This window comes from Acidaminococcus sp., assembly GCF_057597765.1.
Map to the genome: position 1 here is coordinate 1 of NZ_DBMBXK010000009.1, position 24077 is coordinate 24077.

Genomic DNA, 24077 nt, shown 5'->3' on the forward strand with positions numbered 1-24077 from the left:
ATCCAGGTTGATCAGCTTACTAGCCTTTTCCATAGGAATCTTTGCCATTTCAAACAAACTCATTTGTAACGCCTCCTAAAAATAGTATCTAGTGAACCCTTTACGATTTGTATTATAGCACGATTCAGAAATAACTGTTTATTTTTTTGTATTTTGTATACAATTCATCGTCCATGAGGTGTCCTTGCTTTTTTCTGGAGTTTTCGTTATGATTGAAACAAACAGCCGTTTGATTTTTTCTGAAGGAGGCCTTTTCCCAGCATGGACAAACTATCTGCACTGAAAAAGTATTTTGGATACACTTCCTTCCGCCCCGGTCAGGAATCCCTGATCGATGCCCTGCTCCAGGGCCGGGACGTGCTGGGCATCATGCCCACCGGCGCCGGCAAATCCCTGTGCTACCAGATCCCCGCCCTGCTGCTCCCCGGGATCACCCTGGTGATTTCTCCCCTGATCTCCCTGATGCAGGACCAGGTCCAGGCTCTGGAAACCGCCGGGATCCAGGCCGCTTACATCAACAGTTCCCTGTCCGGACGGGAATTCTACGCCACCCTGGACCAGGCCCGGGCCGGTGCCTACAAGCTGATCTACGTGGCCCCGGAACGGCTGGAGACGGAACTGTTCCGGGATTTCGCCAAAGAGGCTGCCATTTCCATGGTGGCAGTGGACGAAGCTCACTGTATTTCCCAGTGGGGACAGGATTTCCGGCCCAGCTACACCCGGATCCTGGATTTCCTGGAATTCCTGCCGAAAAGACCGGTGGTGGGAGCCTTTACCGCCACGGCCACGGAGCAGGTCCGGGATGACATCCTCCAGAGCCTGGAACTGCAGGATCCCCAGATCCTGGTCACCGGCTTCGACCGGAGCAATCTGTATTTCGGGGTGGAACATCCCCGGAACAAGGACGCCTGGGTGCTCCGGTATCTGAAGGATCATCCGGAAGACAGCGGCATCATCTACTGTTCCACCCGGAAGAACGTGGATGAACTGTGCGACCGGCTCCGGCTGGAAGGGATCCCGGCTGCCCGGTACCATGCAGGGATGAGCCAGGAGGAGCGCCAGAAGGCCCAGGAGGATTTCCAGTACGACAGGGCCCCGGTGATCATCGCCACCAACGCCTTCGGCATGGGCATCGACAAGTCCAACGTGCGCTTCGTACTCCACTACAACATGCCCTCCAGTCTGGAAAACTACTACCAGGAAGCGGGCCGGGCCGGCCGGGACGGAGAGCCCTCGGAATGCATCCTGCTGTTCTCTCCCCAGGATGTGGTGATCCAGAAATTCCTCCTGGAACACAAGGAGCAGAATGAAGTGCTGGAAGAAGTGGAAGAAGCCAATCTCCGGAAGCTCTATGCCATGGAGCATTACTGCCGGACCACCAGCTGCCTCCGCCAGACCCTCCTCCACTACTTTGGGGAAGATGCTCCGGCCCGGTGCAATCACTGTTCCACCTGCAACGGAGACTATGAAGAGGTGGACATGACGGAAGAGACCAAGAGCATCGTAAAATGCATCCATGAGGCCCGGCGGCCCTACGGCATCACCCTGATTGCCAACGCCCTGGCCGGCAGCCGGTCCACCCGGGTGGAAGAAACCGGACTTTCCCGGCTGCGGATGTTCGGAGCCCTCCACCAGCATTCCCTGAAGGAAATCAAGGAAATGATCCAGAACCTGCTGGACCAGGGCTACCTGCTGATCACCCGGGACAAGTACCCGGTGCTGAAGATCTCCAAAAAGATCTGGGAACTCCAGGACGATTCCATCCGGGTGCTGCTGCGGAAAGAAGCCGGGACCCAGGATGGGGGTTCCGGCCCCCGGAAAAAGAAGAAGGTCCAGCCGGAGCTGGACCTGCCGGAAGGGTTCACCCAGGAAATGGGGGCCCAACTGTTCACCCGGCTCCGGGCCCTCCGGAAACAGCTGGCGGAACAGGCTATGGTGCCGCCTTTTGTGGTATTCGGAGACCGGACTCTCCGGGACATGTGCCGGCAGCTGCCCCGGACCCATGAACAATTTCTCCAGGTCATGGGCGTGGGCCAGAACAAGGACGAAAAATACGGAGACGCCTTCCTGGAAGCCATCAATGGGTTCTGTGAAGAGAAAGGGGTGTAACGGAATCTGCTTTTATCCTATGGCATAGCACCAGCATGGTATGGTCACCATGGAAAGCAGTGTGGAGAGAATGACCAGCTGAGTGGCAAAGGGCGCATCACTGTCATAACGGGCTGCAAATATGGCCGCTGTTGCCGGAGCCGGCATCCCTGTCATGACTACGGATACCCCCATGCCCACCGGGTCCATTCCGCCCAAAACATGGCACACACCCAAAGCCATCAGTGGAAGCAGTCCCAGACGGAACACACTGTACAGCACGCTTTTTCGGTTTACCAGGGTAGAAGCAGGCACATCTGCCAGAATCGTTCCCACCAGGAACATGGTCAGAGCCGAATTGCAGCTGCCGATGTACCCGATGGTCATAACCAGGAACCGGGGCAGCTGCAGATGACAGACCATACAGCTCATTCCCAGATAAATAGCCACAAGGCAGGGATGGGTCAGGACTTTCTTCAGGGTTTCCTTTTTGTCCACCTTCTGTTCCATGAAATAGGACGTTCCCACCGACCACATGATGAGCCGCATGGGAATCAGGAATACGGAGGCATACAGGAGACCCAGCGGACCATATACCCCTTCCGCCACCGGATTCCCCAGGAACCCGCCATTGGAAGCTATGGTGCAGTACTGGAGCACTTTTTTCTGTCCTTCCGGAAAGCGGTTGAAGAGGACCCGGTTCAGTACCAGATAAATCCCCTGGATTACGAAAGCTGCCAGCAAAATCCGTCCGCAGATGCCCAGTACATTTTCTCCCAAAGGCGCCAGGCAGGACTTCAGGATGTTGCAGGGAATCACCACATTGACACATAGATCTGTCAGACAACGTTTCCCTTCCTGATCCAGGATTCCCTTTTTCTTCAGCAGAAGGCCGGTGAGGATCAGCAGGAACAGGGTAATCTGCAGATTGGCCAATCTGAATATATCCATAGACTTTCCATCTCCCTCACCGGGTCTCCAAAGCCGGTCTGCCTTTCAGGTTCTTTTCCACACCTGCTCCTGCCGCCTGATTCCTGCGGACAACGGATTTTCCCTTTTGAAAAAGGAACCGGGCAGCCATCTTGCTCCGATACATTTCATCAAAGTCTTCCTCCAGCAGGCAATCCATTAAATGTCTTTTTTTCATGATTTTCTCCTTTCTTTCCATCGGTTTCTTGAATCCCATCCTTTATACCAGTTGTCTTTCTGTTGTTCTTCCTTTTCTTTATCTATACTATACTATTTAATAATACAGAATTACAACTGTTATAATTAGTATTTTATACAGGTATTTTCCTGTTTTATGGAAAGAAGAAGGCTTCCTGCCATTCAGCATCTCCCGGTACAGCCCCTACGTCATGATAAACAAAACACCCCGGACAGCCACTGTCCGGGGTGTTTTGCTGTGCCGTCTGGGCACAAGCTCCGTTTGTAGGGTTCTATTAGATAATGCCTCTCAGTTTCAGAGGTTCTACCAGAGCGTTCAGAGCTACGATGTAGGCGCCTACACGCATGGTGGTGTTGTATTTCTTGGCTGCGTCATATACGTTGCCGAATGCCTTCACCATCATCTGTTCCTGTCTGTCGACGACTTCTTCTTCCGTCCAGAAGTATCTGTACAGGTTCTGTACCCATTCGAAGTAGGATACGGTTACGCCGCCGCCGTTGGCCAGCACGTCAGGCACTACAGGGATGCCTCTCTTTTCCAGGATGACGTCTGCTTCTGCATCGGTCGGCCCGTTGGCTGCTTCCACGATCATTTTTGCTTTGATCTTGTCAGCATTCTTGGCAGTGATCTGCAGTTCCAGAGCAGCCGGGATCAGTACGGTTACATCCTGTTCCAGCACTTCTTCGTTGCTGATCGGGGTAGCGCCAGGATACCCTTTGATCACGCCGCCGTTGTTCTTGGCATATTCTTCCACTTTGTACGGATCGAAGCCGTTGGCATCATAGATCCCGCCGCTGATATCGCTCAGAGCTACGATCTTCAGGCCTTTGTCGGCTGCGCATTTAGCGGTCCAGGAACCTACGTTGCCGAAGCCCTGGATAGCCAGAGTAGCGTCTTCCGGTTTAACTCCTTCTCTCTTCAGCAGTTCCAGAGTAGCGGTGATTACGCCACGGCCCGTTGCAGAGGTACGGCCCTGAGAACCGCCCATGCAGATGGCTTTCCCGGTGATGAAACCAGGAGCGAACTGGCAGTTGATCTTGGAGAATTCATCGCACATCCAGGCCATGATCTGGGCGTTGGTGTTCACGTCAGGAGCCGGGATATCTTTCTTTTCGCCGATTACCGGAGCAATCTTGTCGATATACCCACGGGTGATCTTTTCCAGTTCAGTCTTGGATACTTTCCGGGGATCCACAATGATGCCGCCTTTGCCGCCGCCGTAAGGCAGACCAGCGATGGCGCATTTGGTGGTCATCCAGAAGCCCAGGGTCTTTACTTCATCCATGGATACGTTCTGATGGTACCGTACGCCGCCTTTGGCAGGCCCAAGCACGGTGCTGTTCTGAGAACGGTAGCCGGTGAATACTTCCACGTGGCCATCATCCATCTTTACAGGGATGCTGACTTCCAGGGTCCGTTCAGGCTGGGAGATGACTGCCTCAGCGTTGGGATCCAGGTTGATCAGCTTACTAGCCTTTTCCATAGGAATCTTTGCCATTTCAAACAAACTCATTTGTAACGCCTCCTAAAAATAGTATCTAGTGAACCCTTACAGTGCTTATTATAGCACCTTTCAGAAAATATGGAATCGTTTTTTGTATTTTGTATACAAATTTATTTTGAGGAAAAATTCCTGCAATTCATCGTATTCTTATTGCATATATAAGAAATGTGTGCTGCACATAACGTGCAGCACACATTTCACCGGAACTGCTCATAGATCTTCCCGAAATCGACGCCGCCGATGATTTTTCCCTGGTAGGCCCGGGGAAGTTCTTCCACCACCCCTGCCAGATGGGAGGAGGTGATGCCGCACTGGATGCTGAGCCAGGCTTCCATAAAGGCCGCCAGATGGTCGCAGCCCTTGAGCACCCGGCCGTCCACCGGGCTGTACTCATCCCGGTTGTATGCTTCCGGGATATCCCCCGCCAGCAGCCGGACCTTTCCCTTTTCCCGGATCCTGTTATCGAATTCATGGACGGTGAAATTCAGGATATCCTCATGCCAGGCGGCCGGCAGGAGGGGCAGCAGGATTTCTTCCATCTGCCGCTGTTCGATGTCCTTGATCAGTTCGTCCAGGCCTTCGATGGACCTTTTGATGGGAGAAATAATGTCCCGGGTGAGCACTTCCGGCAGGTCATGCCACAGGCCGCCCAGGAAATCGTTCACCAGCCGTCCCTTGCAGGCCCCCATGGACAGGGCGCAGAAGTACCCCATGATGGCCACCACCAGCACGTGGCCCATGACGGAAGTTTCCGGCACCCGGGGAGACTGGGACCAGCGCTTCTGGAACCGGAGCTTGCCGATAAGATCCACGAACTTCCGGGTCTTCCCGTTCATGGCGATTTTCTGGACCCCTGCCAGGTTGTAATGGTCTTCGATGTTGTCGGCGATCCGCTCCCTGATTTCCTCCACTCCGAAAATCCCCTGGTTCATCCGGTAGATGATCCGGAACTCCCATTCCGTGGCCAGGTAGTGGGCGGCCCGGATCAGCTGTTTCTCCAAAGGATGGCTGTCTCCGTCCAGATAGGCCTCCATCTTGGCCATAAAGAGACTGCCGGCCAGAGACGGCACCCGCCGTACCAGTTCCTTGTACACCCACTGGTTCAGCCGGGCGCCGCTTTTTTCCATCAGCTCGTGGAACACCGGGGGCTTGATGTCCGTGAGCACCACCCGGTGGAGGAATTCGAAGATGCCCCCTTCCACCAGCACCTGCCAGTCCAGGCTGGCTCCATGGTCCTGTTCCTCATACCGGGCCAGCACATAGAGGATCATCATCTTGTGAGCCTGTTTGTCCAGTTCCGTAAAGCCCTGGGGCCGGATATGATCGTTCCACCGCTGGATGTAGGCCGCTTCAAAGACAAACTGGATCAGATCCCGGGGCAGCGGGATGGTCTGGATATTTGCCATAGGACACCTCCTGTGTTCACTGACTTTCCTGTTGTTCCTTTTCCTTTTGTTCCACCAGTTCCAGGTTCCGGAGCAGGAGCTTTTTCCCCCGCCAGGCAAAGGCATAGGATCCGTACCGTTCCCGGAACTGCCGGTTGGTCAGGTTTTCCAGATCCTGCCGGTCCAGCCGGAGCAGACGGTCCCGGCGGAATTCTGTCAGAGGGGTTTCCGGCACCTGCTGGTTGTGGGGGCAGACCCGCTGGCATTCATCACAGCCGAAGATCAGGGGCGTTTCCCGGAGGACAGCCTGTTCTGATTCGGTCAGTTCTCCTTTTTTCTGGGTCAGGTAGGATTTGCAGGTCCGGTAGGTGTAGGTCCCTCCCTGGAAACACTGTCCGGGACAGACCCGGGCACAGGCCCCGCAGTGGCGGCAGCTCCGTTCCAGAGGCCGGTCCGGCTCCAGAGGCTGGGTGGTGAGCACTGCCCCGATGAAGCACCAGGAACCCCAGGTGTCGTTAATGAGGCAGCCGTTGTCCCCCAGAAATCCCAGTCCGGCCTGGACCGCCAGGTCCCGTTCCGCCAGAGGGGAGGTATCCACAATGGCCAGCTGCCGGCTGCCAGGGGCCTGGCCTTCCATCCAGCCGGCGATTTTCTCCAGATACTCCCGGACCACCGGATGGTAATCCGGGATCTGGCAGTAACAGGACAGATTGCTGCCGGATGACGGTTCCAACCGGTAGGGAAAAAGGATCACCACGGCTCCCCGGCAGCCCGGGAGCAGAGTGGTAAGATCATACCGTTCCAGTCCCTTCCCCGCCGCCAGGGGACACACCTCCGGAAAAGGATCGGGCACCGGCAGATGGCTGGGAGCCACGCCCACTTCCGTCAGGCCCAGTTCCCGGCAGAATGCCTTCAATGCCTTTTTATCCATGGTCCGCCCCCTTTTTCTGGTTTACAGGGTCATTATATCATACCCTTACAAAAACTCCCTTACCTGGTCACTGATCACCTGGCCCATGATCCGTTTCATGGGCACGTCTCCATGGAGACCGTCCAGGGCCATTTCCGTAGGCAGCTCCGGACCCATGGCTTCAAAAGGCGCCGCCACATCGATGTGGGGCTGGGTGCGGATGTACGCGTTCACCTTCCGGAAAGCTTCCTGCCAGTGGCTGTCCGTAGGCTCGTCAAAAGCCTTTTCGATGTTTCCCGGGTTGATGGGTGCCAGGGTCAGGAGCACCGGGGTGATGCCGTTTTCCCGACACATAGCCTGGATCTTCCGGAGATCGGCGATCACCTCTTCCGGTTCCGTCCCATTCCGGAGGCTGTTGCTGCCTCCCATGATCAGAAGGGTCTTCAGATGGAAAGGCAGCACATCCCGTTCAAACCGTTCCACCATCATTTCACTGGTGTCCCCGCTTTCCGACAGGTTCACTGTAGGCACAGAGATGTAATGGGCATAGCTGTATTCCAGGTCCGAGGGGCTGAAGGACAGCCGGCCCCCTCCATGGGAAATGCTGTCTCCGAAGATGCCCACCTGGACCCGATCCGTTGGTTCCAGTTCCACTTTTTCCGGCAGGCTCCATTCCCCCACCGGCCGGCCCTTGCCGTCCATCCCCCGGACCCGCCAGTAATAAGTGCCGATCCGGGGTTCCTTGTCGTACAGGTCCGTCAGTTCCGTAGTTTCTGCATAGACCCGGTGCCGGGAAGGCAGGATGCCCCCCATTTTTTCCGGCAGCTGGTCCAGCACTTCCACTTCGTACTGGCTGGCCCCCGGAAGACTTGTATAGGAATACACCGGATACAGGATCCGGGAACCGGGCTGGTCCCTCTTCATGGGACGGGGCACCGGTGCATCACGCAGGTTCCGTTCCAGGGTGTTCTGGAGCTCTGCCGGCTGGGAATAGCCTCCCAGGGGATTCCCGTCCAGGTTGTAGGCCCGGACCCGCCAGAAAAGAGGCAGCTCTCCATCCAGATCCGGCAGCTTCTCTTCATCCAGCAGGATCCGGTTGGTGTAGATTTCAGCATCCCGGTACAGGACTTCTTCTACCGAATGTTCCGGATCCAGTTCCTCAGGGATCTGGGAGAAGATCTCCAGCTCGTACCGGACGGCCTGGAGATCCTGGGGCCACTGGAGGAACCCCAGCCGGGGCCCTCCTGTCATATAGCGCTGGATGTACCGGGGCATCCGGTGCTGGACGGCATTGTCCAGCTGCCCCAGGAACAGTCCCGGCAGCAGCGCCCCCACCAGCAGCCAGCGCCACCGGCGTCTTTCCGTATGCTGCAGCATCTTTCTCCCTCCCTGTTGTTATTGTATTCCTAATCATAACAGTTCCCCATGAAAAAGGAAGATCAAAGGTGTGAAATTTGTGGTAAAAAAAGAGCCGGTGCCTAAGCACCAGCTCTTTTTGTCAGCTGACCGTTGACGGTACTGTTGCTTCCGCAACGGCGCCTCTGTCATTCACCCTTGATGGTCTTGATGATCAGTTTGTTCACCATGCCCGGGTTGGCTTTGCCCCGGGATTTCTTCATGACCTGACCTACCAGGAAGCCGATGGCCTTGTCCTTGCCGGCCTTGTAGTCGGCTACGGACTGGGGATTGGCGGCGATGGCTTCGTCCACCATGGCCTGGATGGCCCCTTCGTCGCTGACCTGTTCCAGACCCAGCTTCTTCACCAGGTCTGCAGGAGCTTCGTCCTTCTTCAGCATTTCCGCAAAGACCTTCTTGGCCAGCTTGCTGGACAGCACGCCCTTTTTAATCAGAGCCACCATCTGACCCAGGTGAGCCGGAGATACGGGGAAGTCCCCGATGCCGCAGCTGTTGCTGTTCAGGTAGGCGGATACATCCCCCAGGATCCAGTTGGCAACCCCTTTGGCGTCATCCGTTTCAGCGGCAGCCGCATCGAAGTATTCGGCCATTTTCTTGTCCGCCACAATCAGTTCGGCAGAATAGTCGTCCAGCCCTTTTTCGTTCATGAGACGGGCTTTCCGGGCATCCGGCAGTTCCGGCAGTTCGCTCTTGGCCTTTTCCACCCATTCTTTTTCGATGATGATGGGTGCCAGGTCCGGTTCCGGGAAATACCGGTAATCGTGGGCTTCTTCCTTGGACCGCATGGAGAAGGTCATGCCCTGGGCATCATCCCAGGTACGGGTTTCCTGGACCACATGGCCCCCGTCTTCCAGGATTTCCTTCTGCCGTTCCACTTCGTATTCAATGGCTCTTTCCAGGGCCTTGAAGGAGTTCAGGTTCTTGATTTCCGCACGGGTGCCGAATTCCTTGGAGCCTACGGGCATAATGGAAATGTTGGCATCGCAGCGCATGGAGCCTTCCTGCATCTTGCCGTCGCAGACCCCGGTGTACTGGAGATAGGCCCGGAGTTTTTCCATGTAGGCACGGGCTTCTGCTGCAGACCGCATATCCGGTTCGGATACGATTTCGATCAGAGGCACCCCGGCCCGGTTGTAGTCAACGGCGGAGAAATCAGAAGTGCTGATGGAGGCGCCGGAATGGACCAGTTTCCCGGCATCTTCTTCCATATGGATCCGGGTGATGCCGATCCGTTTGGTTTCCCCGTCCACATTCACGTCCAGATGGCCGTTCAGGGCGATGGGCTGATAGAACTGGGAAATCTGGTAGGCTTTGGCCAGATCCGGATAGTAGTAGTTTTTCCGGTCGAATTTGCTGTAGCGCTGGATCTCGCAGTTCACAGCCAGTGCAAAGCGCAGGGCAAATTCCACCATTTGTTTGTTGATTACAGGCAGGGCCCCGGGCATACCCAGGCAGACCGGGCATACATGGGTGTTGGGGGCGCCGCCGAATTCCGTGGAGCAGGAGCAGAAAGCCTTGGTCTTGGTTTTCAGTTCCGCATGGACTTCCAGACCGATTACGGTAGTATATTCTGTCATTATTTCCGACCTCCCAGAGGTGCCACGGCTTTATGGAAATCCGTAGCCTGTTCAAAGGTATACGCTGCCCGCAGCAGGGTTTCTTCGCCCAGTGCCTTGCCGATGAGCTGGGCCCCTACGGGCATGTTGTCCACAAAGCCGCAGGGAATGGAGATACCGGGCAGACCGGCCATGTTCACGGGGATGGTGGTTACGTCCAGCATGTAGACAGTCAGCGGATCCATCTTGGCATCCAGCGGATAAGCCACCACCGGGGAGGTGGGAGTCAGCAGCAGATCACATTTTTCAAAGGCATTGGCAAAGTCCTGACGGATCAGGGTCCGGACCTGCATAGCCTTGTTGTAGTAGGCATCGTAGTACCCGGAGCTGAGCACGTAGGTCCCCAGCATGATCCGGCGGCGGACTTCCTTGCCGAAACCCTCCGTACGGGTCTTGCGCATCATTTCCGGAGCGCTTTCCGCAGCCAGTTCCCGGAAGCCGTACCGGACACCGTCGAAACGGCCCAGGTTGGCGGAAGCTTCTGCCGGAGCGATGATGTAGTAGGTGATCACGGCATATTCCGTATGGGGCAGGGACACTTCGATTACATGGGCACCCAGTTCTTCGAACTTCTTGGCGGCCAGTTTGATCTGGGCGGCCACTTTGGGATCGGTGCCTTCCCCGAAATATTCCTTGGGCAGACCGATGGTCAGATCTTTCACATCCTGGCGCAGGGCCTTGGTGTAATCAGGCACCGGAGCGTCATAGGAGGTGGAATCATGGGCATCCAGGCCACTGATGGTGTTCAGCACCAGGGCGGCGTCGGTCACGTCACGGGCAATGGGCCCCACCTGATCCAGGGAGGAGGCGAACGCCACGCAGCCGTACCGGGAGACCCGGCCGTAGGTGGGTTTCAGCCCCACACAGCCGTTGAAGAAAGCCGGCTGCCGGATGGAACCGCCGGTATCGGAGCCCAGGGACCAGATGGCTTCCCCGGCTGCAATGCTGGCTGCGCTGCCGCCGGAAGAACCGCCCGGTACACGGGACAGATCCCAGGGGTTGTGGGTGATCTGGAAATGAGAGGTTTCCGTGGTGGACCCCATGGCGAATTCATCCATGTTGGTCTTGCCCAGGAAGATGGTCTCATCTTTCCGCAGGTTTTCAATGACATGGGCATCGTACACCGGCACGAAGTTTTCCAGGATCTTGGAAGCGCAGGTCATCCGTACGCCCTTCACGCTGATATTGTCCTTGATGGCGCCGGGGATCCCGGCCAGGGGTTTGATGGTTTCGCCGTCAGCGATCATCTTATCCACTTTAGCGGCCTGGGCCAGGGCATTTTCCTTGTCCAGGGTAATATAGGCCTTGACCTGATCTTCCACTTCGTCGATCCGGTCATAGACCGCTTTGGTCAGTTCCACGGAGCTGATTTCTTTTTTGACCAGCTTGTCATGGAGCTCATGTGCAGTTTCACTGTATAAAGCCACTGTTCTGCCTCCTCTTATTCGATCACCCGGGGAACTTTGAAGCCGCCTTCATATTCCTCCGGAGCATTCTTCATGGCGTCCTCATGGGACAGGCTCTCAACAGGAACATCTTCCCGCAGCACATTGCTGATGGGAAGCACATAGGGAGAAGGTTCGATTCCCTTGGTATCCACTTTCTTTAAGATTTCAGCATAATTCAAAATCTGGTTGAACTGCTCAACGAACTTGTCCATTTCATCGTCCGGAACATTTAACCGGCACAGATTTGCGATATGCTTTACATCATTGACTGTAACGCTCATTTTTTCACCGCCTATCGAAAATCTATTCCAGGCAGGGCGTCAGGACCTGCCGGAACCAGTTTTACCAATTGATTATATCACAGGTCCACCGTTTAGAAAACCATTTTGCCCGGCTTTCCCTGTCTCCATGCCCCTTCCGGCCTCTTGACAAAAATTCCGGGAACAGGTAATGTATTCCTATAATATTACTATGTGTTAAAGGCACTGCGGTGTCCTGCAAGGAGGAAAAAAATCATGAAATTCACTACGGCCTGTATCCACGGAGGCGGCCCCAACGATGCCACAGGGGCTGTTTCTCCGGCTCTGTATCTCACATCCACCTTTGCCCATCCTGGACTGGGACAGTCCACCGGCTGGGCCTATACCCGGGAATCCAACCCCACCCACGCCAGACTGGAAAAAGTCCTGTCCACCCTGGAAGGGGGCACCGATGCCCTGTGCTTTTCCTCCGGCATGGCAGCCATCGATGCGGTGATGCGGCTTTTTGCCCCGGGGGATCACCTTATCACCGGCTTCGACCTGTACGGCGGGTCCTTCCGGCTGTTCCGGACCACCTATGAACCCCTGGGGCTTACCTTCACCCCCGTCCACACCAGCGACCTGAAGGCGGTGGAAGAAGCCATCACCCCGGCCACCCGGGGCATCTACCTGGAAACCCCCACCAATCCCACCATGGAGATCACCGATCTGGAAGCCCTCAGCGACCTGGCCCACCGGCACCAGCTGCTGGTAATCGTGGACAACACCTTCCTGTCCCCTTGCTTCCAGCGGCCCCTGACCCTGGGTGCGGACATCGTGGTCCACAGCGGCACCAAGTACCTGGCCGGCCACAACGATCTGCTGGCCGGTTTCGCCATCAGCCGGGAAGAGGAAGTGGCAGCCCGTCTCCGGACCATCTACAAGACCACCGGAGCCGTGCTCAGCGTCTTTGACGCCTGGCTCATGCTCCGGAGCCTGAAGACCCTGCCGGTGCGGATGAAGCAGCACCAGGAAAACGCCCTGTACCTGGCCCAGTGGCTGGAACAGCAGCCCCTGGTGGAAGAGGTGCTGTATCCCGGGCTGCCGGACCATCCGGGCTATGCCATCCAGAAAAAACAGGCCAACGGGTTCGGAGGGATGATTTCCTTCTATGTGAAATCCCCGGAAGCCGCCAAGACCATCCTGGAAAAGATCCGGCTGATCCAGTTCGCCGAAAGCCTGGGAGGCACCGAAAGCCTGCTCACCTATCCCATTACCCAGACCCATGCGGACCTGACCCCGGAAGAAGCAGAGGAGAAAGGCATCACCCACACCCTGCTCCGGTTCTCCGTAGGACTGGAAGACAAAGAAGACCTGCGGGACGACCTGGCCCAGGCATTCCATCAGTGCAAATAAGAAACAAGGCTGCTGCATGTCCAGTGCAACAGCCTTGTTTTTTATTTCTCCAACAGCCGGACCGCTTCGTCCCCCACTTCTTCCGTGGTGGCCGTTCCGCCCATATCCGGGGTCAGGACCTTCTTTTCCACCATCATCTCTTCGATGATATCAATCAGTTTCTTTCCCCAGTCCTTATGCCCGAAGAAATCCAGCATCTGGCTGGCGGACCAGATAGAAGCCAGGGGGTTGGCCTTGCCCTGACCGGCAATGTCCGGTGCACTGCCATGGATCGGTTCGAACATGGAGGGATACTTCCGTTCCGGGTTCAGGTTGGCCCCGGCTGCCAGGCCCATGCCGCCGGAAATGGCCGCCCCCAGGTCCGTCAGGATATCCCCGAACAGGTTGGAGCACACGATGATTCCGTACCGCTTGGGATCCTTCACCATGAACATGCTGGCCGCATCCACCAGGTAGGAATGGGTTTCCACATCGGGATATTCCTTCCCCACTTCGGCAAAGATCTGATCCCAGAACACCATGGAATAGTTCAGGGCATTCCCCTTGGAGATGCTGGTGAGGGATTTGTGTTCCTTCCGGGCCAGATCATAGGCATAGCGGATGATCCGTTCCGTGCCGAACCGGGAGAACACACTGTCCTGGATCACCACTTCCCGGGGGGTATCCTTGTACAGCCAGGCACCGGCGCCGGCATATTCCCCTTCGCTGTTTTCCCGGACGAAGACCATGTCGATGTCTTCCCGGTTCACTCCGGCCAGGGGGCAGGGAGCCCCTTTCAGCAGCTTCACCGGCCGCAGGTTCACATATTCATCGAAGCTCTTGCGGATCTTGATCAAAAGGCCCCGGAGAGAGATGTGGTCCGGCACCCCGGGATACCCCACAGCCCCCAGGTAGATGGCATCGAAACGGGACAATTGTTCGATACCGTCCTTCGGCATCATTTCCCCGTGTTCCAGGTAATACTGGCAGCCCCAGGGAAAATAGGTGAAGTCAAAGCCAAAGGACCCGTCCAGTTCCGCCGTCCGGTTCAATACCTTGATGCCTTCCGCCAGCACTTCCGGCCCGATGCCGTCTCCTCCGATTACCGCAATTTTGTAGATCTTCTTTTCCATTGCCGTTCCTTCTTTCTTCCAGATTCCAAAATCCCATGGACGGTCTTGCTCTTTCATGGTATTACTATACTATGGAAACGGTATTTTGTGAACTTTCTGTCATTCAGTCAGACTAGCGGAAAGTTTGGCAAATCCAAAAGAATGAGGAGGGTCATCCCATGTCCATTACCCCGGAGCAGATCCGGTACTTCATCACCGCCTGCCATTACATGAATTTCACCAAAGCCGCCGAAGAACTGCACCTGACCCAGCCCGGGCTCAGCAAAGCCATCCGGGAACTGGAAAGCCAGTGCGGGGCCGCCCTGTGGGAGCGGCATCACAACTCCCTGGCCCTGACCCCTGCCGGCCGGGTCTTCCTGGAACAGGCCCGGAAGTTCCAGGACCAGTATGAACAACTGGAAGCCACCGCCCGGTCCCTGGGATCCGGGGAAGCCCTGCTGCGGATCGGCCTGGTGCCCATGTGCGGCAACACTATTTTTCCCGGTCTCCACCGTGCTCTCCAGGAAGCCTGGCCTCAGCTGCGGATCATCACCACCGAAGCCACCGGCCCCATCCTGTATTCCCTGCTGGACCAGCAGGAAATCGACCTGGCCCTGTGCGTCACCAACCATCTGCCGGAGGCTCCCTACCACTGCCGGGTTTTGAAGGACAGCCGTCTCATGCTGTTCGTCCACAAGGACCATCCCCTGGCCACCCGGTCTTCCGTGGACCTGAAAGATCTGGAGGACGAACCCCTGGTGCTGTTTACCGACCAGTTCGGCCAGACCCGGTACCTGCGCCGGCTGTTCGCCGCCTGCCAGGTCCACCCCCGGATCCTCCACCAGACCTCCCAGGTATTCACCATCCTGGAATACATCCGCCACCAGGCCGCCCTGGGTTTTCTTTCTGAAGAATTTGCCCAGGACGAAAAGAACCTGGTGGCCATCCCCGTGAACCAGATTGCCACCGGCCACGTGAATTTCGTCTGGAACCGGGATCCGGACCAGTTCCCCGCCCTGAAGCGGTTTTTGGAGTTTGTGGAAAATAGGTGGCCCCGGTAGGGACAGCAGGACCTGTCTGCAGTCTCTAGTCAGCAGTCCACAGTGAGCTTTTTGATTTACATTGTAAATCAACTATATTATAATTTTGGCTGATTTATTTAATAGGTAATCAAAAAAAGGACCCGTTTCCCGGCAGGGGAACGGGTCCTTTCCTACGGCCGCTGACCGTGGACAGCTGACAGTTCTTTATTTCATTACCAGCTGGCTCAGATCTGCCACCTGGTTTACCTGCTTCTTCACCTGGTTCAGCAGGGCCAGACGGTTGTTCTTTACTTTTTCGTCCTTGTCCATGACCATCACCGCGTCGAAGAAGGCGTTGACGGGTGCGGCCAGTTCATCGTTGGCAGCCAGCAGGTCGGCGTACTTCCGGTCGGCAGCCAGAGGAGCGGTGGCAGCAGCCACTTTTTCCACAGCTTCGAAGAGGGCCTTTTCTGCGGCATCCTGGAAGAGGGCGGCATCCACAGGGGCTTCCACCACATTGTTCTTGCTGATGTTTTCCACCCGGGTGAAGGCCTGGATGCTGTCGGCGGCTTTATCCGTTTCCAGATAAGCAGCCAGGGCATCGGCCCGGACGAAGATGTCTGCCAGGTCGTCCAGTCCCGGAGCGGCCAGGACGGCATCCACCACGTCATACCGGACCCCTTTGTCCAGCAGCATGTTCTTGGCCCGCTGGGCGAAGAAGTCGGCCACTTCATCCAGCAGCTTGGCTTCGTTTTCCACTTCCACCGGCAGGTTCTTCAGGGTTTCCGCCAGTACGGCCCGGAGCGGGAAGTGGACTCCGCCGTCGGCCACGATGTTCAGGATGCCCAGAGCCTGACGGCGCAGGGCGTAGGGATCCTGGGACCCGGTGGGCGCCATGCCCCGGCTGAAGGTGGCCACAATGTTGTCCAGTTTGTCCGCCACAGCCAGAATCCGGCCTTCGTTGCTCTGGGGCAGTTCATCGCCGGCAAACCGGGGCATGTACTGTTCCCCGATGGCCTGGGCCACTTTCTCCCCTTCCTTGTCCAGGAGAGCATATTCCTTGCCCATGGTGCCCTGGAGTTCGGTGAATTCTGTTACCATGCCGGTGACCAGATCCGCCTTGGACAGGAGGGCAGCCCGTTCCACGGCCTTGGCATCCGCTTCCAGGCCGGTGGCTTTCACCAATACGTCGCACAGCTTCTGGAGCCGTTCCGTCTTGTCATACATATTCCCCAGGCCGTGCTGGAAGGCCACTTCGTGGAGTCCTTCCCGGTGCTGGGCCAGGGATTTCTTCCGGTCGTTGTCGAAGAAGAACACTGCATCGTCCAGACGGGCCCGGAGCACCCGTTCATTCCCGTGGGTCACGATGTCCAGATGTTCCTTGCCCCCGTTGCGGACGGTGATGAATTTTGGCATCAGTTTCCCATCCTTGTCGAACATGGGGAAGTACCGCTGATGATCCCGCATGGGGGTGATGATGGCGCAGTCCGGCAGACGCAGGTACTTGTCATCGATATGGCCGCACAGTGCCGTGGGATATTCCACCAGGAAGGTGACTTCTTCCAGCAGGTCCGGAGAAATGGCGGCTTTGCCTCCTTCGGCCACAGCCAGGTCTTCGATCTGTTTCCGGATGGTTTCCCGGCGTTTGTCCACGTCCACCATGACGAAGTTGTCTTCCATGGTCTTTTCGTAGGAAGCAGCGTCCGGGATGGTGATCAGATGGTTGCTCAGGAACCGGTGGCCCCGGGCTTCTCTGCCGCTCTTTACATCGTTGGCTTCCACCGGGATCACCTGGTCATCCAGGAGAGCCACCATCCAGCGGAAAGGACGGACGAACCCGAAATCATAGTCAGCCCACCGCATGGTTTTGGGGAAGTTCAGAGAATGGAGGATGTCATCCAGGATGGCCGGCAGCAGGTCGATGGTCTTTTTGCCTTCCAGATGCTTCACGGCATACACATAGCCGTCCTTCTGGACCAGGTCCTTTACATCCACACCCTGGCCCCGGGCAAATCCCTGGGCGGCACGGGTGGGGTTCCCTTCCTTGTCAAAGGCAATCTTCAGGGACGGCCCCTTGCTTTCCACATTGGAGTCTTCCTGTTTTTCCGCTACCCCTTCCGCCAGGAAAGCCATCCGGCGGGGAGTCCCGTACACTTTCACCGTGCTGAAGGGGATCCGGGCTTCGGCCAGTTTCTTCCCGGCCAGTTCCTTGTATTCCTTCAGGATGCCGGGCATGTATTGGGCCGGCATTTCTTCCGTTCCGATTTCATATAATAAATTTGCCATATCCATTACCCTCTCTTCAGCATGGGGAATCCCAGTTTTTCCCGTTGTTCCACATAGGCCGCCGCACACAGCCGAGCCAGTGCCCGCACCCGGGAAATGTAGTTGGTCCGTTCGCTGACGCTGATGGCGCCCCGGGCATCCAGCAGATTGAAGGTGTGGGAGCATTTCAGCACATAGTCATAAGCCGGACGGATGTTGCCGGTGAGGATGACCCGTTTGGCTTCCTTTTCGTACTTGTCGAACAGGTCGAACAGCAGGTCGATGTCGGCGATGTCAAAGCTGTACCGGGACTGTTCCACTTCGTTGGTGTGGAACACATCCCCGTAGGTCACATCCCCCACCCACTGGAGGTCGTAGACGTTTTCCACCCCCTGGATGTACATGGCCAGCCGTTCCAGGCCATACGTGATTTCCACAGCCACCGGTTTGATGTCGATGGAACCCACCTGCTGGAAATAGGTGAACTGGGTGATTTCCATCCCGTCCAGCCAAACTTCCCAGCCCATACCCCAGGCCCCCAGGGTGGGAGATTCCCAGTTGTCTTCCACGAACCGGATATCATGTTCTTCCGGATGGATGCCCAGTTCCCGCAGGCTTTCCAAGTACAGTTCTTGGATGTTGCTGGGGGACGGCTGCATGATCACCTGGAACTGGTGATGCTGATACAGACGGTTGGGGTTGTCCCCGTACCGGCCGTCAGCAGGACGGCGGGAAGGTTCCACATAGCACACGTTCCAGGGTTCCGGCCCCAGTACCCGCAGGAAGGTGGACGGGTTCATGGTCCCGGCGCCCTTTTCCACGTCATAAGGCTGAGCCATGATGCAGCCCTGGTTGGCCCAGTACTTCTGCAGGTTCAAAATGATGGTCTGAAAATCCATTTTCTCTCCTCCTATACAAAAACTCCCGTCTCTGTAATATAGACAGGATACTCTACATTACAGGGACGGGAGGTTGTTCCGCGGTTCCACCCTGTTTGCCGCCCGAAAGCGGCCTCTCTTGTGAAGCGAACGCTCAGGGATGCCAACCCCCTCATTGCGTATTACAGAGGAACTATAACAAATCAGGCGGAACTTGTCAAGTTCCGCCTGGATTTTTCAGTTGGTGGGCCCACAAGGATTCGAACCTTGGACCAACCGGTTATGAGCCGGGGGCTCTACCGCTGAGCTATAGGCCCACGCTAAAATTATAAACCAGAAAAGGAAATTCTGTCAATTATTCCAGGAATTCCTTCAGGGGTTTGCTCCGCTTGGGGCTCCGCAGTTTCCGCAGGGCCTTGGCTTCGATCTGCCGGATCCGTTCCCGGGTGACTCCGAAATACTGGCCCACTTCTTCCAGGGTACGGGTACGGCCGTCCATCAGGCCGAACCGCAGTTCCAGCACTCTCCGTTCCCGGGCGCTGAGATGTTCCTGGAGCACCTTGCCCAGCTGTTCCTGGAGCAGGGTGTAGGAAGCGGCATCCGCCGGAGACGGGGCTTCCTGGTCTTCGATGAAGTCTCCCAGATGGGAATCTTCTTCTTCCCCGATAGGAGTTTCCAGGGAAACCGGTTCCTGGGCGATTTTCTGGATCTCCCGGACCCGTTCCACAGGCACATCCATTTCCTTGGCGATTTCTTCCGGAGTCGGTTCCCGTCCCAGTTCCTGGAGCAGCTGCCGGGATACCCGGACCAGCTTGTTGATGGTTTCCACCATATGCACCGGGATCCGGATGGTCCGGGCCTGGTCGGCAATGGCACGGGTAATGGCCTGCCGGATCCACCAGGTGGCGTAGGTACTGAATTTGAAGCCCTTGTTGTAGTCGAACTTTTCGACGGCCTTGATCAGCCCCAGGTTCCCTTCCTGGATCAGATCCAGGAACAGCATGCCACGGCCCACATACCGTTTGGCAATGCTGACCACCAGCCGGAGGTTGGCTTCGGACAGGCATTTCTTGGCGTTGTCCCCGCAGAATTCCATCCGGTGGAGGAGACGGCTGAAGCGTTTTTTGGCTTCTTCGATCTTGCTCTTGGTTTCCTCATCCACTTTCTGGTGGAGGGCTTTGTCGTCGATCACGGCAAACAGTTCCTGGAGAGTCCCCAGGGTGCTTTCCTCGGCTTCTTCCGCCGGATCGTCCGGGTGGACGGACTTCACCGTATGGGCCACCTTGTATTTGTTTTCCTGGAGCAGCCGGTTCAGCCGCTTCTTTTCGTCCATGGTGAAAGCCTTCACCAGGTTCTGGTAGTCTTCCGTATCCAGGATGTGATCCGTATTGGACAGAAGCTGGGCCTTCCGGTAGGTCAGGGAAACGCTCCGGTTGTCCACCCAGATGCCTTCTCTGGTGAGCAGTTCATTGGCCTCGTCCAGCAGCTTGCCGATGGACAGCCGTTTGTTCACCGGCGGGAATTCCCCGTCCGGCTTGTCCCCTTTCAGGATGACTTTGGCCTGGTTGCCTTTGTCGGCCCGTTTGGCCAGTTTGATTTCATCATCCCCGGCCAAAAGAGGCACCCGGCCGATTTCCTTCAGATACATGCGGACCGGGTCATCCACAATGACCCCTTCCGGAACGGACAGGTTGGCCAGTTCCGATTCGTCCACTTTCAGTTCGTCTTCATCGATGGTTTCCGGTTCCTCATCTTCGGCTCCGTCATCCACCACTTCAATGTTCTTTTCAGCCAGTTTGGAATAGATGGCATCCATCTCATCTACAGAGACGGTGTCTTCGTTCTGCAGCCGGTCCTGGATTTCCTTGTAGGTGAGAACGCCGTGATTCTTTTTGGCCAGCGCTTCGAATTCCGCCAGGTATTCCGCCGCGGTTTTGGGTTTGTCTTTCTTGCCTGCCTTGCTTCTGGTTTTCGTTCCTGAACCCGCCTTTCCCGTGGTTTTTGCCGCCTTCTTCTTTCTGGGAGCAGCCTTGGCTTTCCCCACTGCCGTGGGCTGGGCCTCACTCTGTCCTTTCTCTGCTGCCGTGGCAGTCAGCTGCGGCTCCAATTCTTTCTTTTCTTTTTCAGTCATTGGGGCGTTCCCTCCTTTCTTTCAAATGAGAAAAATCTGCATTTCCCGGCTTCATACCGGTTTTGTCAATTTTCCTATCTCCAATTTTATTCGCCGACATTCTTCTAATTCCTGCAAAAATTTTTCATTTCCCTCTTTTTCATATTTTTCCGCCAGTTGGCTGTGTTTTTCATATTCCCGGTCCAGGGCTGCAATCTGCAGCCGCCGGAGGCAGTCCTCCAGGATGGAGGGCAGGGTGCCCTTTTCCACATTGAGGCTCAGGATCCCCGTCAGTTCTGCCGCTCCCTCTTCTTCCAGATGGGGGAACAGGTCCCGGGGATCCCGGTAGGTCCCTTCCTGGACCATCCGGAGGAAGGTGGTGAAAATGGCCTGCCGGGCCGGGGTGGTGAAGGATTCCAGATGGGCGATGCCCTCCTGGCCCGGACGGGGCGGGATTCCTTCCAGGAAAGCCCGGAGCACCAGCCGTTCCGCCTGTTCCGTAGGGCTGGTCACCTTCACCTGCCGCTGGGTGAGCCATTCCGGATTGTAGCTCCGGCCCCCGAACTGACCCTGGGTCAGCTTCCGGTATTCGCTCTGGATCAGCCCTTCGTCAATGGCCAGCCGCCGGGACAGATCCCGTATCCGTTCCCCCACTTCCACGTCGCTCTGGCAGTCCCGGAACAGGGGCAGCACTTTGGCCACCGCTTCCACTTTGCCTCCCAGGGTCTCCAGATCACATTCTCCCAGCACCGTATCCATCTGGTAGTCCATGCCCGGTTTAGCATTCTTCAGCAGTTCCTCGAAGGCTTCCCTGCCTTCCTTTCGGATGAATTCGTCCGGATCCTTCCCGTCGGTCACATGCATCACCCGGCATTTGAGCCCGGCCTGGAGGGCCAGGGGAATGGCCCGCATGGCCGCCGCCCGTCCGGCCCGGTCGCTGTCGAAACAGAAGACCACTTCCGGGGTGAGCCGCTTCAACAGGGCCGCCTGATGGTCCGTAAAAGCCGTACCCATGGAGGCCACCGCCCAGTCGATGCCGGCGGCATGGAGGCTGATGGCGTCCATGTGTCCTTCCACGATCAGGGCCTGCTGCCGTTTCCGGATGGGGCCGGAAGCCCGATCCAGGCCGAACAGCAGATTTCCCTTGTGGAACCAGGGGGTTTCCGGGGTGTTCATGTACTTGGCCGGGGAGGCGTCCTTGTCCAGGATCCGGCCGGTAAAGCCTACCACCCGGCCCCGGGGATCCCGGATGGGAATCATTACCCGGGCCCGGAATTTATCGTAGACTCCGGTGCCCCGCTGCCTGGGACTGACCAGCCCCGCCTTCAGCAGCACGGCTTCCGTCACCCCCCGTTTTTCCAGGGCGGTGGAAAGAGTCTGGAAATCCGGCGGGGCCAGCCCCAGGCCGAAGGACTCGATAATGTCCTTCCCGATGCCCCGGCCGGCCAGGTACTGGATCCCCCGCTCCCCGTACCGGGTGTTCACCAGACAGGAGTGGAAGAACCGGGAAGCCAGGTCGTTGGCGGCCAGCACTTCTTTCGTTTCCTTTTCCCGGGCGATTTCCCGGGCGGATTTGGCCCGTTCCGGCACCGGGATCCCGTACTTCTCCGCCAGCTGCTTCAGGGCTTCCGGGAAGGTCAGATTGTCCCGCTTCATCACATAGGAGAACACATCTCCCCCGGCCCCGCAGCCGAAGCAGTGGAACAGCCCCCGGGCCGGATCCACCTTGAAGGAAGGAGTCTTTTCCCCATGGAAGGGACAGCAGCCCCAGTACTGGGTGCCACGGCGCTTCAGGTTCACCGTTTCGGAAACGATGGCCAGGATATCCGCGGCCTGCCGCACCTGCTCTTTGAAATTGGTCATTTTTTCTTTCAGTTCATCCATGGGATCCTTCCTTCTTCACTCCTGCAGTACTGTATGTATTCGACAAAAAAGAGGAAATTCCTGCTAATACAGAAATTTCCTCTTGACAAAATCCCTTTTCAGGATTCGTAGTCAAAACGTTTCCGGAGATATTCCAGGATCAGGCTGGCGGTTTCCTCAATGGCCCGGTTGGACACGTTGATGATCATGCAGTGGAGCTGCTGCATAATGGCCCGGGCGTATTCCAGTTCCTCCTGGATCCGGTGGATGTCCGCATAGTTGGCCCCGTCAGTGAGCCCCATGGCCTTGAGCCGGGCACAGCGGATCTCGTTGAGCTTGTAGGGGTCGATCAAAAGACCGATGATCCGGCTGGAAGGCACCTTGAACAGTTCCTCAGGAGGCGGGATCTCCGGCACCAGAGGCACGTTGGCCACCTTCAGCTGCTTGTTGGCCAGGTACATGGAAAGAGGGGTCTTGGAAGTCCGGGACACCCCGATGATCACCAGGTCCGCCTTGGCCAGTCCCCAGGGGTTCTTCCCGTCATCGTACTTGATGGCAAATTCCACCGCCGCCACCCGTTTGAAGTATTCATGGTCCAGGGCATGGATCAGGCCGGGCTGGTTCTTGGGCAGGAGCCCGGAGGTCTTCTCGATGGCCTTCAGCACAGGACCCAGGATGTCCACCACTTCCACATCCAGTTCAATGGCCTTCTGGGCCACTGCCTTCCGCATTTCCGGGGACACGATGGTGTAGCACACAATGGCATTCTGTTCCTTGGCTTCCGTGAGGATCTTGTCGATCTGCTCCACGCTCTTTACGTAGGGCACCCGGATGATATCGAATTTCTCCTGGACAAACTGGCTGGTGGTGGCTTTCACCACGGATTCCGAAGTTTCTCCGATGGAGTCAGAGATGGCATAGATGATCGGTGCTTTAGCTATGATAATTCCCTCCCTTTCCTTCCGCCAGCTCCACCAGGAGCCGGGTAAAGTTGGTCTTGGTCACCCGTCCCAGGACTTTCAGCCGCCGGGGATCCTCATCCAGAGGCCGGACCACCGGCAGGCAGTCGATTTCGTGGTCCATAAGCCGCCGGGCTGCCGAAGCCGCCGGTTCCTCCGGCTTGGCCGTGACGATTTTGCTCAGCGGTGTCATCACCATGGCCACCGGCAGCTGGTGCAGGTCGGACCCGGGGTTGAGGGCCGCCTTCAGCAGGTCCTTCCGGGACACCACCCCGTGGAGCAGTCCTTCCGGCCCTTCTACCACGAATACGGTGCCCACGTCTTCCAGGAACATGGTGATGGCGGCATCATAGGCACTTTTTTCGCTGCTCACCACAATGGGAACGGATTTGATGTCTTCCACGGTAACGGAAGACAGTTCCTCCTGGAGGAGCCCCAGGGTGTTCTTGCCAGTGTAGTAGTACCCCACCCGGGGCCGGGCATCCAGGATGCCGCTCATGGTCAGGATGGCCAGGTCGGACCGGAGGGCCGCCCGGCTGAGCCCCAGTTCCCGGGCAATGGTTTCCCCGGCCACCGGGCCCTCCTGCCGTACGATTTCCGCAATTTTCCGCTGTCTAGCACTGAGAGGAATGGGACTCATCTCCTTTCCCTTGGATTCAGTCTCATTATAGAAGAAAAAGCAACAGGGTGCAAGAAGAG

Annotated in this window: 19 protein-coding genes, 1 tRNA gene and 1 pseudogene; 3 read left to right on the top strand and 18 right to left on the bottom strand. The window is 56.9% G+C overall.

The genetic code is table 11. The features are described 5' to 3' along the window. Positions 1-261: 261 nt before the first annotated feature. A complete protein-coding gene (gene recQ / locus ACZOF8_RS07165; RefSeq protein ID WP_154487824.1) occupies positions 262-2109 on the top strand; it encodes a DNA helicase RecQ in 1848 nt (615 codons plus the stop codon). 12 nt (positions 2110-2121) lie between these two features. Here recQ and ACZOF8_RS07170 read toward each other — a convergent pair whose 3' ends face one another. The 9 genes from ACZOF8_RS07170 to gatC all read right to left on the bottom strand — a co-directional run bounded on the left by ACZOF8_RS07170 (position 2122) and on the right by gatC (position 11816). Then, positions 2122-3039: an AEC family transporter gene (locus ACZOF8_RS07170; RefSeq protein WP_154487825.1), complete on the bottom strand. Its 918-nt coding sequence runs from the start codon at positions 3037-3039 to the stop codon at positions 2122-2124. Between the two features lie 16 nt (positions 3040-3055). Continuing rightward, the gene (locus ACZOF8_RS07175) at positions 3056-3235 is read right to left on the bottom strand and encodes a hypothetical protein (RefSeq protein ID WP_154487826.1); all 180 of its coding nucleotides are present in this window, start codon (positions 3233-3235) and stop codon (positions 3056-3058) included. 295 nt (positions 3236-3530) lie between these two features. Continuing rightward, positions 3531-4769 carry a Glu/Leu/Phe/Val family dehydrogenase gene (locus tag ACZOF8_RS07180; RefSeq protein WP_154487823.1) on the bottom strand — a complete coding sequence of 413 codons (1239 nt, stop codon included), beginning with the start codon at positions 4767-4769 and terminating at the stop codon, positions 3531-3533. 188 nt (positions 4770-4957) lie between these two features. Continuing rightward, a complete protein-coding gene (locus tag ACZOF8_RS07185; RefSeq protein ID WP_022487629.1) occupies positions 4958-6166 on the bottom strand; it encodes an HD domain-containing protein in 1209 nt (402 codons plus the stop codon). A 16-nt stretch (positions 6167-6182) separates the two neighbouring features. Further along, positions 6183-7076: an epoxyqueuosine reductase gene (locus ACZOF8_RS07190; protein WP_288310400.1), complete on the bottom strand. Its 894-nt coding sequence runs from the start codon at positions 7074-7076 to the stop codon at positions 6183-6185. A gap of 45 nt (positions 7077-7121) precedes the next feature. Continuing rightward, positions 7122-8432 carry an SGNH/GDSL hydrolase family protein gene (locus tag ACZOF8_RS07195; RefSeq protein WP_022487631.1) on the bottom strand — a complete coding sequence of 437 codons (1311 nt, stop codon included), beginning with the start codon at positions 8430-8432 and terminating at the stop codon, positions 7122-7124. Positions 8433-8599: 167 nt separating this feature from the next. After that, entirely contained in the window at positions 8600-10048 is a 1449-nt protein-coding gene (gene gatB / locus ACZOF8_RS07200) for an Asp-tRNA(Asn)/Glu-tRNA(Gln) amidotransferase subunit GatB (protein WP_012939100.1), read from the bottom strand. Then, positions 10048-11514 carry an Asp-tRNA(Asn)/Glu-tRNA(Gln) amidotransferase subunit GatA gene (gatA, locus tag ACZOF8_RS07205; RefSeq protein WP_012939101.1) on the bottom strand — a complete coding sequence of 489 codons (1467 nt, stop codon included), beginning with the start codon at positions 11512-11514 and terminating at the stop codon, positions 10048-10050. Before gatA ends, gatB begins: the two co-directional genes overlap by 1 nt. A 14-nt stretch (positions 11515-11528) precedes the next feature. Beyond that, positions 11529-11816 (bottom strand): Asp-tRNA(Asn)/Glu-tRNA(Gln) amidotransferase subunit GatC, encoded by a 288-nt coding sequence (gene gatC / locus ACZOF8_RS07210; RefSeq protein ID WP_022487634.1) that lies wholly within the window; start codon positions 11814-11816, stop codon positions 11529-11531. Positions 11817-12050: 234 nt separating this feature from the next. On the opposite strand from gatC, the gene ACZOF8_RS07215 reads away from it, so the two are divergent. Continuing rightward, on the top strand, positions 12051-13190 hold the full coding sequence (locus ACZOF8_RS07215; RefSeq protein ID WP_106787455.1) for a trans-sulfuration enzyme family protein: 1140 nt from the start codon (positions 12051-12053) through the stop codon (positions 13188-13190). 41 nt (positions 13191-13231) lie between these two features. Here the strand turns inward: ACZOF8_RS07215 and ACZOF8_RS07220 are convergent, their stop codons facing one another. Beyond that, positions 13232-14302 (bottom strand): tartrate dehydrogenase, encoded by a 1071-nt coding sequence (locus ACZOF8_RS07220; protein ID WP_487426723.1) that lies wholly within the window; start codon positions 14300-14302, stop codon positions 13232-13234. Positions 14303-14460: 158 nt separating this feature from the next. On the opposite strand from ACZOF8_RS07220, the gene ACZOF8_RS07225 reads away from it, so the two are divergent. Next, positions 14461-15342 (top strand): LysR family transcriptional regulator, encoded by an 882-nt coding sequence (locus ACZOF8_RS07225; RefSeq protein WP_487426724.1) that lies wholly within the window; start codon positions 14461-14463, stop codon positions 15340-15342. A 186-nt stretch (positions 15343-15528) separates the two neighbouring features. On the opposite strand, the gene glyS is transcribed toward ACZOF8_RS07225, so the two are convergent. The 8 genes and pseudogenes from glyS to ccpN all read right to left on the bottom strand — a co-directional run bounded on the left by glyS (position 15529) and on the right by ccpN (position 24018). Beyond that, the gene (gene glyS / locus ACZOF8_RS07230) at positions 15529-17589 is read right to left on the bottom strand and encodes a glycine--tRNA ligase subunit beta (protein WP_022487638.1); all 2061 of its coding nucleotides are present in this window, start codon (positions 17587-17589) and stop codon (positions 15529-15531) included. Positions 17590-17594: 5 nt separating this feature from the next. Next, positions 17595-18467 carry a glycine--tRNA ligase subunit alpha gene (gene glyQ, locus ACZOF8_RS07235; RefSeq protein ID WP_022487639.1) on the bottom strand — a complete coding sequence of 291 codons (873 nt, stop codon included), beginning with the start codon at positions 18465-18467 and terminating at the stop codon, positions 17595-17597. A gap of 221 nt (positions 18468-18688) precedes the next feature. Further along, a tRNA-Ile gene (locus ACZOF8_RS07240) sits at positions 18689-18763 on the bottom strand. 38 nt (positions 18764-18801) lie between these two features. Continuing rightward, positions 18802-19998, bottom strand: coding sequence for an RNA polymerase sigma factor RpoD (rpoD, locus tag ACZOF8_RS07245; protein WP_374047541.1), 1197 nt, complete (start codon positions 19996-19998; stop codon positions 18802-18804). A gap of 54 nt (positions 19999-20052) precedes the next feature. Further along, positions 20053-20577, bottom strand: a pseudogene (locus tag ACZOF8_RS07250) (RNA polymerase sigma factor region1.1 domain-containing protein); the annotation flags it as partial. A 51-nt stretch (positions 20578-20628) separates the two neighbouring features. Further along, the gene (gene dnaG / locus ACZOF8_RS07255) at positions 20629-22440 is read right to left on the bottom strand and encodes a DNA primase (protein WP_022487641.1); all 1812 of its coding nucleotides are present in this window, start codon (positions 22438-22440) and stop codon (positions 20629-20631) included. Positions 22441-22538: 98 nt separating this feature from the next. Next, entirely contained in the window at positions 22539-23360 is an 822-nt protein-coding gene (locus ACZOF8_RS07260; RefSeq protein ID WP_347567405.1) for a pyruvate, water dikinase regulatory protein, read from the bottom strand. Beyond that, entirely contained in the window at positions 23353-24018 is a 666-nt protein-coding gene (gene ccpN / locus ACZOF8_RS07265) for a transcriptional regulator CcpN (RefSeq protein WP_154487829.1), read from the bottom strand. The genes ACZOF8_RS07260 and ccpN overlap by 8 nt, the downstream gene beginning before the upstream one ends. Positions 24019-24077 lie beyond the last annotated feature (59 nt).

Bases quoted from the DNA above. Each gene is read 5' to 3' on its own strand.
- recQ (WP_154487824.1), top strand. From the start codon at position 262: ATGGACAAACTATCTGCACTGAAAAAGTATTTTGGATACACTTCCTTC.
- ACZOF8_RS07170 (WP_154487825.1), bottom strand. From the start codon at position 3,039: ATGGATATATTCAGATTGGCCAATCTGCAGATTACCCTGTTCCTGCTG.
- ACZOF8_RS07175 (WP_154487826.1), bottom strand. From the start codon at position 3,235: ATGAAAAAAAGACATTTAATGGATTGCCTGCTGGAGGAAGACTTTGAT.
- ACZOF8_RS07180 (WP_154487823.1), bottom strand. From the start codon at position 4,769: ATGAGTTTGTTTGAAATGGCAAAGATTCCTATGGAAAAGGCTAGTAAG.
- ACZOF8_RS07185 (WP_022487629.1), bottom strand. From the start codon at position 6,166: ATGGCAAATATCCAGACCATCCCGCTGCCCCGGGATCTGATCCAGTTT.
- ACZOF8_RS07190 (WP_288310400.1), bottom strand. From the start codon at position 7,076: ATGGATAAAAAGGCATTGAAGGCATTCTGCCGGGAACTGGGCCTGACG.
- ACZOF8_RS07195 (WP_022487631.1), bottom strand. From the start codon at position 8,432: ATGCTGCAGCATACGGAAAGACGCCGGTGGCGCTGGCTGCTGGTGGGG.
- gatB (WP_012939100.1), bottom strand. From the start codon at position 10,048: ATGACAGAATATACTACCGTAATCGGTCTGGAAGTCCATGCGGAACTG.
- gatC (WP_022487634.1), bottom strand. From the start codon at position 11,816: ATGAGCGTTACAGTCAATGATGTAAAGCATATCGCAAATCTGTGCCGG.
- ACZOF8_RS07215 (WP_106787455.1), top strand. From the start codon at position 12,051: ATGAAATTCACTACGGCCTGTATCCACGGAGGCGGCCCCAACGATGCC.
- ACZOF8_RS07220 (WP_487426723.1), bottom strand. From the start codon at position 14,302: ATGGAAAAGAAGATCTACAAAATTGCGGTAATCGGAGGAGACGGCATC.
- ACZOF8_RS07225 (WP_487426724.1), top strand. From the start codon at position 14,461: ATGTCCATTACCCCGGAGCAGATCCGGTACTTCATCACCGCCTGCCAT.
- glyS (WP_022487638.1), bottom strand. From the start codon at position 17,589: ATGGCAAATTTATTATATGAAATCGGAACGGAAGAAATGCCGGCCCAA.
- glyQ (WP_022487639.1), bottom strand. From the start codon at position 18,467: ATGGATTTTCAGACCATCATTTTGAACCTGCAGAAGTACTGGGCCAAC.
- dnaG (WP_022487641.1), bottom strand. From the start codon at position 22,440: ATGGATGAACTGAAAGAAAAAATGACCAATTTCAAAGAGCAGGTGCGG.
- ccpN (WP_154487829.1), bottom strand. From the start codon at position 24,018: ATGAGTCCCATTCCTCTCAGTGCTAGACAGCGGAAAATTGCGGAAATC.